Origin of the sequence: Flavobacterium tructae (assembly GCF_001853485.1) — a bacterium.
Classification (GTDB): domain Bacteria; phylum Bacteroidota; class Bacteroidia; order Flavobacteriales; family Flavobacteriaceae; genus Flavobacterium; species Flavobacterium tructae.
Map to the genome: position 1 here is coordinate 158,346 of NZ_MIKE01000022.1, position 18,205 is coordinate 176,550.

The 18,205-nt window shown below is 36.3% G+C and carries 17 protein-coding genes; 9 read left to right on the forward strand and 8 right to left on the reverse strand.

Going from position 1 to position 18,205, the window contains the following annotated elements; all coding sequences use genetic code 11:
* Positions 1-3: 3 nt before the first annotated feature.
* On the reverse strand, positions 4-2,139 hold the full coding sequence (locus BHE19_RS08425) for a S9 family peptidase (RefSeq protein WP_070906709.1): 2,136 nt from the start codon (positions 2,137-2,139) through the stop codon (positions 4-6).
* A gap of 67 nt (positions 2,140-2,206) precedes the next feature.
* On the opposite strand from BHE19_RS08425, the gene BHE19_RS08430 reads away from it, so the two are divergent.
* On the forward strand, positions 2,207-2,527 hold the full coding sequence (locus tag BHE19_RS08430) for a YbaB/EbfC family nucleoid-associated protein (RefSeq protein WP_017498214.1): 321 nt from the start codon (positions 2,207-2,209) through the stop codon (positions 2,525-2,527).
* 146 nt (positions 2,528-2,673) lie between these two features.
* On the opposite strand, the gene BHE19_RS08435 is transcribed toward BHE19_RS08430, so the two are convergent.
* Positions 2,674-3,693, reverse strand: a complete 1,020-nt coding sequence (locus BHE19_RS08435; protein ID WP_017498347.1) for a threonine aldolase family protein — start codon at positions 3,691-3,693, stop codon at positions 2,674-2,676.
* A 151-nt stretch (positions 3,694-3,844) separates the two neighbouring features.
* Between BHE19_RS08435 and prfB the strand changes: the two genes are divergently transcribed.
* From prfB to hemN, 8 genes are all read left to right on the forward strand, one after another.
* Positions 3,845-4,943 (forward strand): peptide chain release factor 2 gene (gene prfB / locus BHE19_RS08440; RefSeq protein ID WP_123923490.1). Its coding sequence is split into 2 segments (ribosomal slippage): positions 3,845-3,907 and positions 3,909-4,943, totalling 1,098 coding nucleotides; the frame shifts between segments, so codons are not numbered across the junction.
* Positions 4,944-5,002: 59 nt separating this feature from the next.
* Entirely contained in the window at positions 5,003-5,449 is a 447-nt protein-coding gene (gene msrB / locus BHE19_RS08445; RefSeq protein WP_070906710.1) for a peptide-methionine (R)-S-oxide reductase MsrB, read from the forward strand.
* Positions 5,450-5,801: 352 nt separating this feature from the next.
* Entirely contained in the window at positions 5,802-6,800 is a 999-nt protein-coding gene (lpxD, locus tag BHE19_RS08450) for a UDP-3-O-(3-hydroxymyristoyl)glucosamine N-acyltransferase (RefSeq protein ID WP_017498344.1), read from the forward strand.
* A 206-nt stretch (positions 6,801-7,006) separates the two neighbouring features.
* On the forward strand, positions 7,007-8,635 hold the full coding sequence (locus tag BHE19_RS08455; protein ID WP_017498343.1) for an acyl-CoA carboxylase subunit beta: 1,629 nt from the start codon (positions 7,007-7,009) through the stop codon (positions 8,633-8,635).
* Positions 8,636-8,758: 123 nt separating this feature from the next.
* Positions 8,759-9,181, forward strand: coding sequence for a DoxX family protein (locus tag BHE19_RS08460; protein ID WP_017498342.1), 423 nt, complete (start codon positions 8,759-8,761; stop codon positions 9,179-9,181).
* A gap of 121 nt (positions 9,182-9,302) precedes the next feature.
* Positions 9,303-9,650: a hypothetical protein gene (locus BHE19_RS08465; protein WP_070906711.1), complete on the forward strand. Its 348-nt coding sequence runs from the start codon at positions 9,303-9,305 to the stop codon at positions 9,648-9,650.
* 111 nt (positions 9,651-9,761) lie between these two features.
* Positions 9,762-10,232: a hypothetical protein gene (locus BHE19_RS08470; protein ID WP_017498340.1), complete on the forward strand. Its 471-nt coding sequence runs from the start codon at positions 9,762-9,764 to the stop codon at positions 10,230-10,232.
* A 118-nt stretch (positions 10,233-10,350) separates the two neighbouring features.
* A complete protein-coding gene (gene hemN / locus BHE19_RS08475) occupies positions 10,351-11,715 on the forward strand; it encodes an oxygen-independent coproporphyrinogen III oxidase (protein WP_070906712.1) in 1,365 nt (454 codons plus the stop codon).
* 458 nt (positions 11,716-12,173) lie between these two features.
* Here the strand turns inward: hemN and BHE19_RS08480 are convergent, their stop codons facing one another.
* The 6 genes from BHE19_RS08480 to ccoN form a co-directional block, all read right to left on the reverse strand.
* The gene (locus tag BHE19_RS08480) at positions 12,174-12,875 is read right to left on the reverse strand and encodes a sulfite exporter TauE/SafE family protein (protein ID WP_070906713.1); all 702 of its coding nucleotides are present in this window, start codon (positions 12,873-12,875) and stop codon (positions 12,174-12,176) included.
* 112 nt (positions 12,876-12,987) lie between these two features.
* Complete coding sequence (locus BHE19_RS08485) at positions 12,988-13,437, reverse strand: FixH family protein (RefSeq protein WP_070906714.1); 450 nt, start codon at positions 13,435-13,437, stop codon at positions 12,988-12,990.
* A gap of 11 nt (positions 13,438-13,448) precedes the next feature.
* The gene (ccoG, locus tag BHE19_RS08490; protein ID WP_070906715.1) at positions 13,449-14,867 is read right to left on the reverse strand and encodes a cytochrome c oxidase accessory protein CcoG; all 1,419 of its coding nucleotides are present in this window, start codon (positions 14,865-14,867) and stop codon (positions 13,449-13,451) included.
* 4 nt (positions 14,868-14,871) lie between these two features.
* Positions 14,872-15,813, reverse strand: a complete 942-nt coding sequence (locus tag BHE19_RS08495) for a cbb3-type cytochrome c oxidase N-terminal domain-containing protein (RefSeq protein WP_070906716.1) — start codon at positions 15,811-15,813, stop codon at positions 14,872-14,874.
* 2 nt (positions 15,814-15,815) lie between these two features.
* Positions 15,816-16,010 (reverse strand): CcoQ/FixQ family Cbb3-type cytochrome c oxidase assembly chaperone, encoded by a 195-nt coding sequence (locus BHE19_RS08500; protein ID WP_026110175.1) that lies wholly within the window; start codon positions 16,008-16,010, stop codon positions 15,816-15,818.
* A 7-nt stretch (positions 16,011-16,017) separates the two neighbouring features.
* Positions 16,018-18,204 carry a cytochrome-c oxidase, cbb3-type subunit I gene (ccoN, locus tag BHE19_RS08505; RefSeq protein WP_017498332.1) on the reverse strand — a complete coding sequence of 729 codons (2,187 nt, stop codon included), beginning with the start codon at positions 18,202-18,204 and terminating at the stop codon, positions 16,018-16,020.
* Position 18,205: the final 1 nt, after the last annotated feature.

An 18,205-nucleotide genomic window follows, 5' to 3' on the forward strand; every position in this document is an offset into this window, starting at 1 on the left:
TAATTAGCTTTTAATTTTTTCTAAATCTAATAAAAAACTAAATTCCTTTGCTAAGTCTTTTAAAGCCTCAAAACGTCCTGAAGCCCCACCATGTCCGGCATCCATATTGGTGTCTAAAAACAATAAATTGCTATTTGTTTTTAAGTTTCTCAATTTGGCTACCCATTTGGCAGGTTCCCAGTATTGCACCTGCGAATCATGCAATCCGGTAGAAACATACATATTAGGATAATTTTGAGCTTTTACATTATCATACGGCGAGTACGACAACATATAATCGTAATATTTTTTATTGTTGGGATTTCCCCATTCATCATATTCTCCTGTGGTCAACGGAATACTGTCGTCCAGCATTGTGGTAATAACATCTACAAAAGGCACCTGAGCAATCACTCCATTGTACAGTTCCGGTGCTTCGTTTGAGATAACTCCCATTAAAAGTCCTCCGGCTGATCCTCCTTCTGCATACAAATGTTTAGAAGAAGTGAATTTTTCGTTAATTACAAATTTAGAGCAATCGATGAAATCTGTAAAGGTATTTTTCTTTTTTAACAGTTTTCCATCTTCATACCATTGTCTACCTAAATCTTCTCCTCCTCTGATATGGGCAATTGCGTAAACAAAACCACGATCCAGTAATGAAAGTCTTGTAGAAGAAAAATAAGTATCCATTGTGATTCCATAAGAACCATAAGCATAAAGAAGTAACGGATTTTTACCGTTTCTTTCCAACCCTTTTCTGTAAATCATCGAAATAGGCACTTTAACACCATCTCTGGCTGTCGCCCAAACACGCTCTTCGATATAATTTTCTTTATCAAATTTTCCTCCTAAAACCTCTTGTTCTTTTAAAACTTCTTTGGTTTTAGTCTTCATATTGAAATCGATCACAGAAGATGGTGTTGCCAGCGATTGATAACTGTAACGCAAAATATCCGTATCAAAATCAACATTTGTTGTGGTATATGCATTATACGTTTCGCTGCCAAAAGGCAAATAATAATCGGGCTCACCATTCCACGGCATAATGCGAATGTGATTCAAACCATTTGAGCGTTCTTCCACCACTAAATAGTTCTTAAAAATTTCAATATCTTCCAATAAAACATCTTCACGATGCGGAATAAGATCTACCCAATGCCTTTTTCCTGTTTTGTTTTCAGGAGTTTTCATCAGCTTGAAGTTAGTTGCCTTGTCTTTATTCGTTAAAATATAAAATGAATCTTCATAATGCGAAATACTGTACTCCAGCCCACGAACACGGGTCTGAAACACTTCAAACTCCCCGTCCGGGTTATCAGAATTCAAAATTCTGTATTCTGTAGTTAAGGTACTTCCGGAACCAATTACGATATATTTTCTTGATTTCTCTTTACTCACAGAAACATTAAAAGTGTCATCAGTTTCATTAAAAACCAAAACATCCTTTGCAGCATCTGTATGCAATTTGTGTCTGAAAATTTTATCCGCTCTTAAAGTTACCTGGTCTTGTTTGGTATAAAAAACAGTTTTATTATCATTGGCCCAAACTGATCCTCCAGTTGCATTTTCGATTTTATCTTGTAAAATTTCTCCCGTTTCTAAGTTTTTAAACTGAATCGTGTAAATTCTTCTTCCTACAAGATCAACTCCAAAACTTGCAAATTTATTATCAGGACTTATACTTAAACCTCCTAATTTAAAATAAGCATGTCCTTTTGCCATTTCATTACAATTGAATAAAATTTCTTCGGCTGCTGAAAGGCTACCTTTTTTTCTGGCAAAAATTGGATAATCCTGACCTGTTTCAAAACGGGTGATGTAATAATATCCGTTGTAAAAATAAGGAACAGAGGAATCATCTTCTTTAATTCTTCCTTTCATTTCTTCATACAAATCTCTCTGAAGCTCTTTTGTATGTGAAGTCATACTCTCGTAATAGGCATTTTCCTGATTCAGATAATCAATTACCTCAGGGTTTTCGCGATCATTTAACCAGAAATAATTATCGACTCTGGTTTCTTTATGTTTTTTTAGTGATTTTGGAACTTCTTTGGCTATTGGGGCCACTATATCGTTTTGCATTGATTGAGCATTAGTTTTTAAATACGAAGCAGCAAAAATACTATAAACGCAACAGAACCAAATTAATTTTTTCATAAAATATATGTTGCTTTCATACAGCAATATACTAATTTTGTACGGAATAATTTAAAAATCAACTAAAATGGATTTAATGGGAATGATGGGTAAACTTAAAGAAACCCAACAAAAAATTGAAGATACAAAAAAACGTTTAGACACCGTTTTGATTGATGAACAAAGCGCTGACGGATTATTAAAAATAACATTAACAGCCAATAGAAAAGTAAAATCAATCAGTATTGATGATTCTTTATTAGAAGATAAAGAACAACTTGAAGACTACCTTATTGTAACTCTGAATAAAGCAATAGAAAAAGCAACAAGCGTAAACGAAAGAGAATTGGATGCCGTTGCCAAAATGGATATGCCAATGATTCCGGGAATGGATAATCTTTTTAAATAAAGGCACTAAAGATACTAAGGTTCTCAGATACTAAGTAACCAAGGTCTGATTTTAAAGGCTACTTGTAAAAAAAATGCTGTCCTAAAGTGACAGCATTTTTTTTTTAAACTTTTTAAATCAGAATCTTAGAACCTTAGTCCCTTTCATCAGAATTTCTGCAACGTTTCAATTACATAGGTATGCATTACTTCTTTGTAATCTAAATGTGTGACAATTCTAAGCTTATTATGTCCCATCGAGCTTATTAAGATATTTTTTTGTTTTAGCTTTTCAATCAAAAGCTGATCACTATATCCTTCTGCCAAAGAAAAAATCAAAATATTCGTTTCTACAGGCTCTATTGCTGAAACCCAAGATTTTGTACTTAGTACAGCCGCAATTTCTTTAGCTCTTCTGTGATCTTCTGCCAGTCTTTCAATATTATGCGCCAAAGCGAACAATCCCGCTGCAGCCAAATATCCTACCTGACGCATTCCTCCACCAAGTATTTTCCTGATTCTCAACGCTCTACGAATATCTTCTTTCGTTCCAAGTAGTACAGAACCTATTGGAGCGCCTAATCCTTTAGACAGACAAACCGATATTGTATCGAAAATTGCCCCAAATTCTTTTGGATTTTGTCTTTTAGCCACTAATGCATTCCAAATTCTGGCTCCATCCAAATGGAATTTCAGATTATTAGCATCGCAAACTTTTTTTATCTCTCTTAAATCTTCTAATTCATAACAAGCCCCACCTCCTTTATTGGTGGTATTCTCTACACAAACCAAACTGGTTAACGGACTGTGATAAAACTCAGGATCATTGATTGCTGCCGCAACCTGACTGGCATTTATCATCCCTCTATGTCCGTCTAACAAACAACAGGATACACCGCTATTGAACGAAACTCCTCCTCCTTCATAATGATAAACATGAGCATATTTATCTGCAATCAATTGTTCTCCGGGCTGTGTATGTAATTTAATTGCGGTTTGATTTGCCATAGTTCCAGACGGAAAAAAAAGCCCGGCTTCCATACCAAAAAACTCAGCAACTCTAGTCTCTAATTCGATAACTGTAGGATCTTGCCTGTATACGTCATCCCCAACATGAGCATTAAACATATACTGCAACATTTCATATGTTGGTTTAGTAATGGTATCGCTAATTAAATTTATTTCCATATTCTAAAAACTATATCTTATTTTTGTACAGCAAAATTACGTATTACTGTTAGTTAATTTTGGTAAGTTTCAGTAAATTTTAACTTCCCGATAACGATAGAACCAAATTAACGTAATATTTGTAAAAAACATATAAAACTACTATTAATTTATGACAACGACCGAACAAATAAAAGGTATTGTGGAGCGCCTTGGTGCGTTGAGGAGGTATCTTTGACGTTGATGCCAAACTAATCGAAATTGCGAACGAGGAAGAAAAAACTTTTGCACCTGATTTTTGGAACAATGCAAAAGAAGCTGAAGCTATTGTAAAAAACCTTCGAAACAAGAAAAAATGGATCGAAGATTACAACAAAGCAATCGAACTTACTGATGAATTGCAACTTGCGCATGATTTTTATAAAGAAGGCGAACTTTCTGCAGCAGAGTTAGATGAGCATTACAATACTACTCAGGCTCATATTGAAAACATCGAATTTAAAAACATGCTTTCAGATGAAGGAGACAGTTTAAGTGCCGTAGTACAAATTACAGCCGGAGCCGGAGGAACAGAAAGCTGTGACTGGGCCGGAATGCTGATGCGTATGTACATGATGTGGGGAGAAAGTTACGGTTACAAAATCAAAGAACTTAACTTTCAGGAAGGTGATGTGGCCGGAATTAAAACCGTAACTTTAGAATTCGAAGGCGATTATTCTTTCGGTTATCTAAAAGGCGAAAACGGAGTGCATCGTTTGGTGCGAATCTCTCCTTTTGACAGTAATGCCAAGCGTCATACTTCGTTTGTATCTGTTTATGTCTATCCGCTTGTTGACGATAGTATCGAAATTGACATTAATCCTGCCGATATCGAAATTACAACTTCCCGTTCCAGTGGTGCCGGAGGACAAAACGTAAATAAGGTCGAAACCAAAGTGCAATTAGTACACAAGCCAACCGGAATTCAGATTCAATGTTCTGAAACAAGATCTCAGCAGGACAATAGACAACGTGCTATGCAGATGTTGCGTTCTCAATTGTATGAAATTGAATTAAAGAAACAACAAGCGCAACGTGCCGATATCGAAGCCGGAAAAATGAAAATCGAATGGGGTTCACAAATACGTAATTACGTAATGCAACCTTATAAACTAGTAAAAGACGTTCGTACAGGCTACGAAACCAGCGATGTGGATGGGGTTATGAATGGAAATATAGATCCGTTCCTAAAAGCCTACTTAATGATGATGGGACAGAAAGAGGAAGAATAAATTAGTGATCAGTTTTCAGTTCACTGAGACTGACAACTGAAAACTTAAAAGAAAAAGTTATGATAAAATGGGCAGATGTAATTCATTTTACAAATAAAGGAAATCCGATACCGGAAAAAAGAGTAGAAAAAACGGAGGAAGAATGGAAACAGCTTTTAACTCCTGAAGAATTTCAGGTAACCCGATTAAAAGGTACCGAAAGATCCTTCAGTTCTGAACTTTGCAGTTTGTTTGATCCCGGAATTTATGAATGTAAATGCTGTGGAACTTTATTATTTGATGCTTCCGAGAAGTTTGAGTCAGGAACGGGATGGCCCTCATTTACTCAGCCTTTAAAAGAAAATGCCATTGCATACCATGCCGACAAATCATACGGAATGATTAGAGTTGAAGTCGTTTGCAATACCTGTGATGCCCATTTAGGACACGTCTTTCCTGACGGCCCCGAACCTAGTGGGCTGCGATATTGCATCAATGCAATTTCTCTTTCCAAAATAAAAGATTAAAAAAATAAAAATCGATTCCTTTTAACAAAGTGAATCGATTTTTTTTATTCCATGCTTTTTTTCAAATGATTTGTATTACATTTGTAAGCCACTACTTATCAATAAATTAATTATTGATTTTCCATTTCAATTCAAATCGAATCCCCCCTCATTCGTATCAAAAAACCAGCAGTACCAACTTAAATACAAACTAAAAAACATTAGTAAATTAATAGCTAAAATGTTAATTTTGTAATATTTAAACTATTATTTTAAATATATTTCAACAAACTCAAAAATAACATTAGGTAATTAGAATCTAATTGATTTTATTTGGAAAAAATTAACCCCTATAATCTATTACATTCATTAAATGAAATCCTATTCAATTCAAGAAATTAACGAAGTAATCAATGGCGTAATTTACGGCACTACTTCACAAAGCATTACAGCCACAGAGCAACTAGAAAAAGCGACAACTTCAGAAATTTCATTTATAGGAAACAAAAAATATGAAAAATACTGGTCAACTTCAAATGCATCCATTGCAGTAGTTAACGAAGATATTTCAATAGAGCCAGGGGAAAATCGTGCCTTTATCAAAGTAAAAAATGCCGATCTGGCCATGTCTCAAATTCTGGCCCTTTTTGCCCCACCTGCCCCAATATTCCATACTAATATTCACAAAACTGCTACTGTAGACGAAACAGCCATTATTGGTGAAGGTGCCAAAATTGGTGCCGGCTGCTACATTGGACCAAAAGTAGAGATTGGTTCCAATACCACTATCTACCCAAACGTAACTATTCTTGACGAATCAACCGTTGGTAATAATACGGTTATCTGGTCCGGAACAGTTGTAAGGGAACGTTGTCATATCGGCAACGATTGTATCATTCATCCTAATGCCACAATTGGCGCTGATGGTTTTGGATTTCGTCCATGCAGCGAAAAAGGATTAGTAAAAATTCCACAAATTGGAAACGTAATTATAGGAAACGGAGTTGAGATTGGCGCGAATACCTGCGTAGACCGCGGAAAATTCAGCTCTACTATTCTTGGTGATGGCTGCAAAATTGACAATCTGGTACAAATAGGACACAACAGTAAACTAGGTAAGTTTTGCATCATGGCAGGAAACAGCGGTTTAGCCGGTTCTGTAACTTTAGGAAATGGTGTTATCATCGGTGGAAGCGCTTCCATTAAAGACCATACCACAATTGGTGATGGTGCTGTAGTTGGAGCAGGCTCAGGAGTTATTTGTGATGTTGCTGCCGGAAAAACCATGTTAGGTTATCCCGCCGTAGAAGCCCGAGATGCTTTAAAACAATGGGCCCTTCTAAAACGAATGGTTTGTGATATTAAAAAATAATAGAAAAATTGATGATATAAAAAACCGGAAGTTCGCTTCCGGTTTTTTTTTATGTCTTAAACAGGCACTTTACTTCTTCCAAAAGATACTGAAAATTTAACTATCAGAACCTTAATTTAATTTCATAACAGCACAACATTTATTATGTGGGTTTCAATTGATTTTGTAAATTAGCCAACACTATTTTGTTAAAACATTAAAATATTATGGATTTAAACTTCAATAAAAACGAAGATCACAATAAATTACTACTTTCTGAACTAAAACAAAAATTTGCTAAAGTAAAATTAGGAGGAGGCGAAAAACGTATTGAAAAACTACATGCTGAAGGTAAAATGACCGCACGCGAACGTATTGATTACTTGTTAGACGAAAATTCTAAAAGTATTGAAATCGGAGCTTTTGTTGGCGAAGGAATGTATGCCGAACACGGCGGCTGTCCGTCTGGAGGTGTTGTCATTAAAATAGGATACATCAGAGGAAAGCAATGCATAGTGGTAGCAAATGATGCTACCGTAAAAGCCGGTGCCTGGTTTCCAATTACCGGAAAGAAAAACCTGCGTGCACAGGAAATTGCCATGGAAAACCGATTGCCAATCATTTACTTAGTAGACAGTGCCGGTGTTTATCTGCCCTTACAAGATGAAATTTTCCCTGATAAAGAACACTTCGGAAGAATCTTTAGAAACAATGCACAAATGAGCAGTATGGGAATCACCCAAATTGCTGCTGTAATGGGCAGCTGTGTTGCCGGAGGTGCCTACCTGCCTATTATGAGCGACGAGGCCTTAATTGTAGACAAAACGGGAAGTATTTTCCTTGCTGGAAGCTATTTGGTTAAAGCAGCCATTGGAGAAACTATCGACAATGAAACTTTGGGTGGTGCTACAACACATTGTGAAATTTCAGGTGTTACCGATTACAAAGCCAAAGATGATAAAGATGCCCTCGAAAAGATAAAAAACATCGTAGACAAAATTGGTGATTTTGATAAGGCCGGCTATAGCCGTATCAAAGCTGAAAAACCTGCTCTGGAACCTAAAGATATTTACGGAATCCTGCCAAAGGCTAGAAACGAGCAATATGATATGATGGAAATCATCAATCGTCTGGTTGATAATTCAGAATTTGAAGCTTACAAAGAAGGTTACGGTCAATCTCTAATTACCGGATATGCCAGAATTGACGGCTGGGCTGTTGGAATTATAGCCAATCAAAGAAAAGTAGTGAAAACTAAAAAAGGGGAAATGCAATTTGGAGGGGTTATCTACTCTGATAGTGCCGATAAAGCGACCCGTTTTATTGCCAATTGTAATCAGAAGAAAATACCTTTAGTTTTTTTACAGGACGTTACCGGTTTTATGGTCGGATCAAAGTCAGAACATGGCGGAATTATAAAAGACGGTGCTAAAATGGTAAATGCGGTAAGTAATTCGGTTGTTCCTAAATTTACCGTTATCGTTGGAAACTCTTACGGTGCCGGAAACTACGCAATGTGCGGAAAAGCTTATGATCCAAGATTAATTTTCGCCTGGCCAAGTGCCGAACTTGCGGTTATGGGTGGAACTCAGGCTGCAAAAGTACTTGCTCAAATCGAAGCTTCTTCATTAAAAGCAAAAGGAGAGATTGTAGACGAAGAAAAAGAAACGGAGCTGTTCAACAAAATAAAAGCACGTTATGATGCGCAAACTTCACCTTACTATGCAGCTTCAAGATTGTGGACAGATGCTATTATTGATCCGCTTGACACCCGTACCTGGATTTCTATGGGAATTGAAGCCGCCAACCACGCTCCTATTCAAAAACCCTTTAATTTGGGAGTGATTCAGGTTTAAGTTTTAAGACATTCCCATAAATGCGTTAAATAAAAAGTAAAAAACTTATTTTCAGTTACTTAAAAATAAATATATCATTAAAAATCAGTAACTTTAGTGAGTAATTTTTAATCACGTAATATCATGGAAAATGTAAAAAGCTTAAATAAATGGGCCAATTCGCACACTTATTTACCTGTAGATTTAGTACGTATTGTATTGGGTGTTTTTTTATTTATGAAAGGAGTTTCATTTGTAACGAATGTTCAGTATCTGCATGATTTAATTTCTCCTATTGATAAATTTGGCGGCGGAATGTTTCTGTTACATTACATCGCACCAGCCCACATGATTGGAGGTATCATGATTGTTTTCGGGCTGCTTACCCGTTGGGCGATAGCTGCTCAATTACCCATCCTTTTTGGGGCCGTTCTGATTAATTTTATGGGACACATGCATTCTGAAAGCTTGATTCTTGCAATTGTAGTTTTATTGGTTTGTGTGTTCTTTTTATTCTATGGAAGCGGAAAACACTCAGCTGACTATTATTTCAAAATGCAACAATAACTTTGTTTTATCCTCAACTGTACCAATTAAAAGTTGAGGATAAAATAATTAGCCCCTTTCCAAACGTTAATTAATCCTTTAAAATTTCTTTAATTGTCTTTTAAGAGTTAAATTCGCGACCATGAATTGGATTCGTAAGGCTGTTGCTTTTATATCACTTTTGATCATCACTTTTTTTGCCACTCAGGCAAACGAGTCTGTTGTTGACAAAAGTGAAAGTAAAAAAACAGACACTACTTTTTCTATCGACTATACCGACTCTTTGGCTTTTATTCAGCCACAAACAGGTTATCATCTGGTAGGGAATATCAAAACCAATCCTTCCGGTTTAATCAAATGGTTTGAGTCTTTATTGGTCACTGTTCCTCAGCATCAGGCCTTAAATACTGCCTCAAACTTTGCCAATCAATTTAGCACTCAGAGCAAAAAGGTTCTTTTAATGCTCTACCCCTTCCATTTTTTCTGGTAGATTACTTTATGAATTTTTAGTCGAAAAGATCTTTCTTTTCCCAATTATTAAGCCGTTTTCAATCTGAAAACTGTTTACTATTTCATATCAATTTATCAAATTTTAAAACAAATGGAAACAAGTGTAACCATAATTGGTATTGTGATCGCCATCATAGTAGCCATTCCTATTTATTTTTCAGCACGTTCAAACGCTGCCAACAAATCTAAAATCCTAAACATAAAAAAGAGATTCAATCCAACACATCCGGAAAACTTTGATCTGACTGAATCTCAAAGTAATAAAACACTAACAATTGATCAAAAGGATAAAAAATTCGTTCTGATGAATTTCAATCCCAATCAGGAAGAATCTACTTATGTTGATTTAAAAAATGTCTCTTCCTGCAAATTAGCACTAACGACCGACGGAAACTCGGATACTATACTAAAAATCGATTTTGAATTTCTGGACAAAGAAACTTCTAAAAAAAATACAATTGCTTTCTATGATTTCGACGATGACCGTATTAAACAAATAAGCGCTTATCAAGATCATGTATTTGCGAAAAAATGGCTTAAAATCATACAGGATTCTATTTAAATGTTAGTTATTTAATTCACTAAAAGAGGCTCGTTTTGAGTCTCTTTTTTTTACATGATATTTGTCATTTTATTTTCGACAGCAGTGCTCTAATTTTGAGGATCCAAAATCCTCTTTTATGAAAATTTCATTAACGCAAAAATACAACGTTCCCGGTCCAAGATATACCAGTTATCCTACGGTTCCTTATTGGAATGAAACTAATTTTAATGAGCAAAAATGGATTACATCATTCCGGAGGGCTTTTGCAGAGAGCAATTCTCAAAACGGAATCAGTTTGTACATTCACCTGCCATTCTGTGAAAGTTTATGTACCTTTTGCGGTTGTAACAAACGAATTACTAAAAATCATAATGTTGAAGAAACTTATATAAAAGCTCTTTTGAAAGAATGGAGTTTATATTGTAATTTACTTCCGGAAAAGCCAATTATAAAAGAGATTCATTTAGGTGGCGGAACTCCAACTTTCTTCTCTGTAAACAATCTGGAGCTGCTTATCAATGGTATTTTTAAAAATGCCCGAAAAGCCGAAAATCACGAGTTTAGTTTTGAAGGCCATCCGAACAATACCACTTACGAACAGCTTAAAAAGTTATATCATTTAGGTTTTCGAAGGGTAAGTTTTGGTGTTCAGGATTATGCCGAAAAGGTTCAAAAAGCGATTCATAGGATTCAGCCTTTTCACAATGTGGCGAAAGTTACCTTTTGGGCCAAAGAAATAGGATATACCTCAATTGGTCATGATATTATATTTGGTCTGCCTTTTCAAACGGTAGAAAATGTTATTGATACTGTTGAAAAAACGAACTCCTTAAAACCGGATCGTCTGGCATTTTACAGTTATGCTCATGTGCCCTGGATCAAAGGCAATGGCCAACGTGGATTTAATGACGAAAACATTCCGAAAGATGCCGAGAAAAGAAAACTATATGAAGTCGGCAAACAATTGCTGGCACAAAATGGTTATCATGAAATTGGAATGGATCATTTTGCCTTCGCCTCCGACAGTTTATACAAAGCGGCACAAGATAAAAAACTACACCGAAATTTTATGGGCTATAGCGCCTCAAAAACGCAGCTTATGATAGGCTTAGGAGTTTCCTCTATTAGCGACAGCTGGTATAGTTTTGCCCAAAATACCAAAACCCTGGAAGAATATTACCAATTGTTGGAATCAAACAAACTACCAGTGGTGAAAGGCCATATTCTCGATGATGAAGATTTGATCATTCGAAAACATATTTTAAACTTAACCTGTGAATTTGAAACTTCCTGGAGTAATGAATCTTTGTATTTCAAAGAAATACCAGCGGTTTTATCCGATTTAAAAGAAATGGAAAACGATCAGTTAATTGTAATTGAAGAAAATAAAATTAAGATTACCGAAGCAGGAAGACCTTTTGTACGTAACATTTGTATGGCTTTCGATCTGCATTTAAAAAGAAAATCTCCGGAAACAAACCTCTTTTCTATGACGGTTTAAATTGCTATGAAGGAGCATTAATAATAGTATTCTGCGGAGTACTGTGAACGATCGGGATAGTTGTTTACACCCTAAAAGGGTAAAACTAAAGTATAACAAAAAACATCTTTCCCGCTTTCTATGAAATCCTCTAAGAAATTGTATGATTTTTATTAGAATCACCATGATTTGCGGAGGCTCTTGCCCTTTCAGGGCAATTCTGTATCTTTCTCTAACTCATAGTGCGTTGCACTATGCTTATTCTTTTGGGCTTTCAGCCCTTTTATATCTGTTTCAAACATTTAAACCCGGGGAAGAAAATTCTAATTAAGATCAACTCCTCTAAAATGGTATTTCATTTGACATTAATAACTCTTAAGATTAAGGAGCGAACCTTTATAATCACATTTTTTTATCAGTTTACAACTTTTTCTGCTACTCTGCTTTTAATGCTACACAATTTTTCGCATGATCTCCTTTTAATGACAATTAGGAGTCGACTGAACAAATAAACTCATATTGGATGGAGAAACGTAAGGAATTCCGAGACCTAGTCCTCTCAGGATAAATAATACTCCGATAATAACAGCAACATAAGGAATTGCTTTCTGAATCTTATTTCGGAATGGGAGTTTGATTAACGAATTGACATATACAACAACGGTCATTAACGGTACCGTTCCTAAACCGAACAATAGCATATACAGCACTCCTAAACTAGCGCTTTGCATGGCTATAGCTCCAAATAAGGCTACATAAACCATTCCGCAAGGCAAGAAGCCATTCAACAATCCGATTGTAAAGAGAGATTTGTAGCTCCTGTCTTTAAATTGATTCCCTAAGCTTGATTTTACCCGGGAGATAATTTTATAGACCGGCTTGGAAAAGTTGTATTTAGAAAAGGCCTTTTCTGGAATTAGAACAACGACTATCATCGCCAAACCAATAAAAATGGACATTTTTTGCTGAAGTCCGGCCAAAAAGAATCCTCTTCCTAATAAACCAAAAATAAGTCCAATGGTTGCGTACGCAGTTAATCGGCCTAAATGATAGGTAATAATCTGAGTTACCTTTTTAGCCTCATTTTGTCGGTCCACAGGCAACATCATAGCAATTGGACCGCACATTCCGATACAGTGTAAACTACTGATTAATCCAAATATGAAAGCGGAATACAACATCTTTTTAGTTTTTTGATACAGCTTGCTTTACTATTGCTAAGTAAAACTGCTGTGCGAATAAAGACAAAATCAACTGAAAAGGAATCTTTTCAATTGATCGGTCTTTGTACTATTAATTTACATAGATTACCTCTTTAGACAGGTATTTTTTTCCTCCATACTGCCATTCCATATTGACATCCCAACGTCCTTTCACGAGTTTGTTTTTCGGAATTAACAACGCCGAGTTTGTTAAAGCAATTTGGGTATTAAAATCAAATTTCTTATTTGACGGACGGTACAACAGTATGTTACCTTTGACTTTATCGTTTTCAAAAACGGCAGGAAAAACTATTTCAACTCCATCTTTATGATAGGCAATTGAAGGTTTTTGCTGTAAATCCTGAGCGTTTTGAATACGTGCCATTTCTTCCTGAAAATGTGAATCATGCTTATAGTATTCTTCGACAACTAAATCATTGTCGTATTTACTATTCGATTGTACTTCAAAAACAAAATATAAAATGAAACTCATAAACAATGCAAATGCAATGACAATTCCGGTACCCCAATTTATTTTCATAATTGTATTTTTTAATTAAAACTTCGCGGACCTAAAAAGTTAGTGGTAGTGGTTTCCAGCAGCTCTTTACCATTATAAACCCCTATTTTAACTTTCGTTTTATCGCTCTCCAGAAGTACTTCGTCTATTTCTATGAACAATGTTCCTTGCGAAATGCCTTCTTTAACTACTTTAAAATGCGTTTTTCCCACATTTTTAATTTCACCTTTTTGATCGATTAGCTCAAAATGAATATCATTATAATCTTTCATCGTCTTATTGACAATTTTATAGGTATACACATTACTGATTTTATCTCCTTTGTGCTGAAAAAGCTGTCCTGGTAAACGTAGAATAATAGCCTGAACATCGGTTCTTAAAAACAACATTCCAACAAATACACTCAAGAGAATAAACAAAACGGCTGTATATCCTTTCATTCTTGTGGTGAACTTAAAAGGAGCTTTTTTCTCGATCTCGTCTTCGGACGCGTAACGAATAAGTCCTTTAGGTAAACCAACATTTTCCATGATGGAGTCACATTCATCAATACAGGCTGTACAGTTTGTACATTCCAGCTGTGTTCCATTTCTAATGTCGATACCCATCGGGCAAACGTGTACGCATTGATGACAATCGATACAATCTCCTTTTCCGGTTAAGGCTCTGTCTTCTTTTTTACTGAATTTGGCTCGGCCTTCTTCCTTTTCTCCACGTACAAAATCATACGCCACATTGATTGACTTATTGTCCAGCAGTACTCCCTGCAAACGCCCGTAAGGACAAGCAATGATACATACCTGCTCTCGGAACCAGACAAACACGAAATAGAAGACTCCCGTAAAAATAAGCAACGCTATAAAATTACTGGCTTGCTGAATTGGTCCTTGCTCTACCATCAGAAAAAGTTCGTCACTTCCTACCAGATAGGCCAAAAACACATTGGCAATTCCGAAAGAAATTAAGAAAAAGAGCGTCCATTTAATCCCTCTTTTTCGGATTTTCTCTGCGTTCCATTCCTGTTTTGCAAGTCGCATTTGTGCACCGCGATCTCCATCAATCCAATATTCAATTCGCCTGAAGACCATCTCAAGAAAAATAGTCTGCGGACAAATCCATCCGCAAAAAATCCTTCCAAAAACGACTGTAAATAAGATGATAAATACAACACCCACCAACATTGAGATCACAAAGAGATAAAAATCCTGTGGCCAGAATGGAAACCCAAATATATTGAAACGTCGTTCGATAATGTTGAACATCATAAACTGGTTTCCATTTATTTTTATGAACGGATTCGCAATTAAAATCGCCAACAAAACATAACTGACTATTTTCCGGTATTCGTAAAACTTACCAGACGGTTTTTTAGGAAAAATAAACTTTCTCTTACCGCCTTCATCAATGGTTCCAATGGTATCTCTAAAAGCTTCGTCTGGTAAATTTGACATGGTATTATTTTTTAACTTCTGTACTATCTTTTGTTTTATCTGCTGTGTCTCCTTTTTTAGGAGCGCTTTTATCTACCCAAACTTCTCCTTCCGGTTCTTTTGGATCTTTTGGGTTACTGCCTTGTAAAGACAAAATGTAACTCGCTACTTTTTGAATTTCCTTTGGCTTCATCCCGTTGGTTTTCCAGGAAACCATTCCTTTTCCGTCACGTCCTCCATTGGTAATCGTATGGAAAATTTCTTTAATTCCGCCTCCTAAAATCCAGTGATCATCGGTCAGGTTTGGTCCAATTTGACCACCACCGTCTGCTCTGTGACAGGCTGCACAATTGGTCATGAAGATCTCCTTACCGGCTGCCAAACTTGCATCATCTGTTAATAAGACAACTGTTTTTTCATCCATCAAATCAGGAGCTGTTTTAAGATATTCCTCAACATCTATTTTAGCCTGAGCCATTTCTTTTCTCAACTCAGTTTCCTGATCGTCTCCTCCAAAAATATCGTAACGAGCTACATAGATTACACCAAATATGATACAGATGTAGAATAGATATACCCACCAAGGCGGTAAATTGTTATCTAACTCTTTGATACCGTCATAATCATGATCCATTAACAAATCGCCTTCTCTTTCAATAGGTTCTGTTTGTGTTAGTTTATGCATCAACTCTTTGTACCAGGTACTTTCGGTCAGACTTAAACTCTTTTCATGATCAGCTTTTGCTTTTTCTTCCGGTGACATTAATTGGTACATTACCCTATTAACAGCACTCAACGTTATTTCGATTGCAATCAGAATAAACAGAAAAACAAATAGAAAAATGGAAACCATTGGATACTTAATAAAAGCCGGCCTGTCACCGGAATCTATAAAATATTCCATGAGAGCAAAGACAATGAAAAAAATCAATGGCACTCTTACATATACAGGGAAAAATCTTTTCATTTTTATTTATCTTTTGAAATTATAATAAGCCCTTCATCCAAAGGTATCGCACTCATCTCCTCTATTTTTTCTTTCTTATAGGAGAACACCCAAAAACCCAGTCCTACAAAGAAGAAAAAGAATATCAGTAGGGAAAGTATCGGGTAAATCTCTATACCCGAAATGTTCTCCATATTGTGTTTTATTTGCTCAAACATGATGCTGTTATTTAGATGGTTGCTTTACTTTGATATCGGTTCCAAGTCTTTGTATGTAAGCAATTAAAGCGACAATTTCTCTCTCATTCATCGGAATGAATTTTTCACCTTTAGCAATTGCTTTTTTCTTACTGTCCTCATAACTTTTTACATAGTCAGGATCGTTCTCCAGACTTTTTTCAATTGTCATTGCCTGCGCTCTTAATGTTTTAGTAGCATTTGCGATTTCTTCTTCGGTATAAGGAACACCAAGTGAAACCATTGCCTTCATTTTCTTCTGAGTCAGGGAAACATCCATCGCTTCGTTATCAAAAAGCCATTTGTAACCCGGCATAATTGAACCTGCTGAAGTACTTTGCGGATTCCACATATGGTTGAAATGCCAGTTGTCATTATATTTTCCACCTACTCTCAACAAATCAGGACCCGTACGTTTTGATCCCCATAAAAATGGATGATCGTATACAAACTCTCCTGCTTTTGATTGTGGTCCGTAGCGCTCTACTTCACTTCTGAAAGGACGAACAGATTGTGAATGACATCCCACGCAACCTTCTCTGATATATAAATCACGTCCTTCAAGTTCTAATGGTGTATATGGTTTCACACTTGAGATGGTTGGAATATTAGATTTGACCATAATAGTGGGTACAATCTGAATAACACCTCCGATTAAAATAGCAATTGTAGCCAAAATGGTTAACTGAATTGGTTTTCTCTCCAACCAGGTATGGAATTTCTCTCCATTAAGTCTTCCACTACTAATTCTTTGTAAAGCCGGAGCTTGTGCCAATTCGTCTTCAATAGTCTGACCTGCTTTTACGGTCATGATAATATTGTACACCAATGTCAGCATTCCAATTAAATACAAACTACCTCCAATGGCTCTCATCCAATACATTGGCATAATAGCGGTAACCGTTTCAAGGAAATTACCATAAACTAAAGTTCCATCCGGATTAAATTGTTTCCACATTGAAGCTTGTTGAAAACCTGCTACATACAATGGAATTGTGTAAATAATGATTCCTAAAGTTCCTATCCAAAAGTGAAAATTGGCCAATTTTTTAGAAAACAAATCCGATTTGGTCATTCTCGGAATCAACCAATAAATAATACCAAATGACATGAAACCATTCCAGGCTAAAGCCCCTACGTGTACGTGTGCAACGATCCAGTCTGTGTAGTGCGCGATAGCATTTACATTTTTTAAAGAAAGCATCGGTCCTTCAAATGTTGCCATTCCGTAACCGGTAATTGCTACTACAAAGAATTTTAAAACCGGTTCTTCACGAACTTTGTCCCACGCTCCTCTTAATGTTAGAAGTCCGTTGATCATACCACCCCAAGACGGTGCAATAAGCATTACTGAAAATGCAACTCCTAAATTTTGTGCCCAGTTTGGCAAAGCCGAATACAATAAGTGGTGTGGACCTGCCCAGATATAAATAAAAATCAGCGACCAGAAATGGATAATTGATAATCTATAAGAATATACCGGACGATTCGCTACTTTTGGAACAAAGTAATACATCAGTCCTAAAAACGGCGTTGTAAGGAAAAATGCAACCGCATTGTGGCCATACCACCACTGAACTAAAGCATCCTGAACCCCTGCGTAAACGGAGTAACTTTTGAAAGCCGAAACCGGAATCTCAATATTATTGAAAATGTGCAACACTGCTACTGTAACAAATGTGGCCAGATAAAACCAAATGGCTACATATAAATGGCGTTCTCTACGACGCAGCATGGTACCAATCATATTAATTCCCATTACTACCCAAATAAGTGCAATCGCAATATCTATTGGCCATTCTAATTCAGCATATTCTTTTGAAGAAGTATACCCTAAAGGCAAGGTGATTGCTGCGGCGACAATGATAAGCTGCCAGCCCCAAAAATGCAGATTACTTAAAAAGTCGCTGAACATTCTGGCTTTTAGCAAACGCTGCAGCGAATAATACATCCCTGCAAAAAAAGCATTTCCAACGAAGGCAAAAATCACCGCATTGGTGTGCAAAGGCCGTAGTCGACCATAACTAAGCCAGGAGATCCCATCTGTTATGTTGGGAAAAAGGTACATCACCGCAAGGGTAAGCCCGACTAACATCCCCACTACTCCAAATAAGATAGTAGCGTAAATGAACTTTTTAACAATTTTGTTGTCGTAATAAAACTGTTCCATTTCCATA

Coding starts and splice junctions, on each gene's coding strand:
- BHE19_RS08425 (WP_070906709.1), bottom strand. CDS start 2,139: ATGAAAAAATTAATTTGGTTCTGTTGCGTTTATAGTATTTTTGCTGCT.
- BHE19_RS08430 (WP_017498214.1), top strand. CDS start 2,207: ATGGATTTAATGGGAATGATGGGTAAACTTAAAGAAACCCAACAAAAA.
- BHE19_RS08435 (WP_017498347.1), bottom strand. CDS start 3,693: ATGGAAATAAATTTAATTAGCGATACCATTACTAAACCAACATATGAA.
- msrB (WP_070906710.1), top strand. CDS start 5,003: ATGATAAAATGGGCAGATGTAATTCATTTTACAAATAAAGGAAATCCG.
- lpxD (WP_017498344.1), top strand. CDS start 5,802: ATGAAATCCTATTCAATTCAAGAAATTAACGAAGTAATCAATGGCGTA.
- BHE19_RS08455 (WP_017498343.1), top strand. CDS start 7,007: ATGGATTTAAACTTCAATAAAAACGAAGATCACAATAAATTACTACTT.
- BHE19_RS08460 (WP_017498342.1), top strand. CDS start 8,759: ATGGAAAATGTAAAAAGCTTAAATAAATGGGCCAATTCGCACACTTAT.
- BHE19_RS08465 (WP_070906711.1), top strand. CDS start 9,303: ATGAATTGGATTCGTAAGGCTGTTGCTTTTATATCACTTTTGATCATC.
- BHE19_RS08470 (WP_017498340.1), top strand. CDS start 9,762: ATGGAAACAAGTGTAACCATAATTGGTATTGTGATCGCCATCATAGTA.
- hemN (WP_070906712.1), top strand. CDS start 10,351: ATGAAAATTTCATTAACGCAAAAATACAACGTTCCCGGTCCAAGATAT.
- BHE19_RS08480 (WP_070906713.1), bottom strand. CDS start 12,875: ATGTTGTATTCCGCTTTCATATTTGGATTAATCAGTAGTTTACACTGT.
- BHE19_RS08485 (WP_070906714.1), bottom strand. CDS start 13,437: ATGAAAATAAATTGGGGTACCGGAATTGTCATTGCATTTGCATTGTTT.
- ccoG (WP_070906715.1), bottom strand. CDS start 14,867: ATGTCAAATTTACCAGACGAAGCTTTTAGAGATACCATTGGAACCATT.
- BHE19_RS08495 (WP_070906716.1), bottom strand. CDS start 15,813: ATGAAAAGATTTTTCCCTGTATATGTAAGAGTGCCATTGATTTTTTTC.
- BHE19_RS08500 (WP_026110175.1), bottom strand. CDS start 16,010: ATGTTTGAGCAAATAAAACACAATATGGAGAACATTTCGGGTATAGAG.
- ccoN (WP_017498332.1), bottom strand. CDS start 18,204: ATGGAAATGGAACAGTTTTATTACGACAACAAAATTGTTAAAAAGTTC.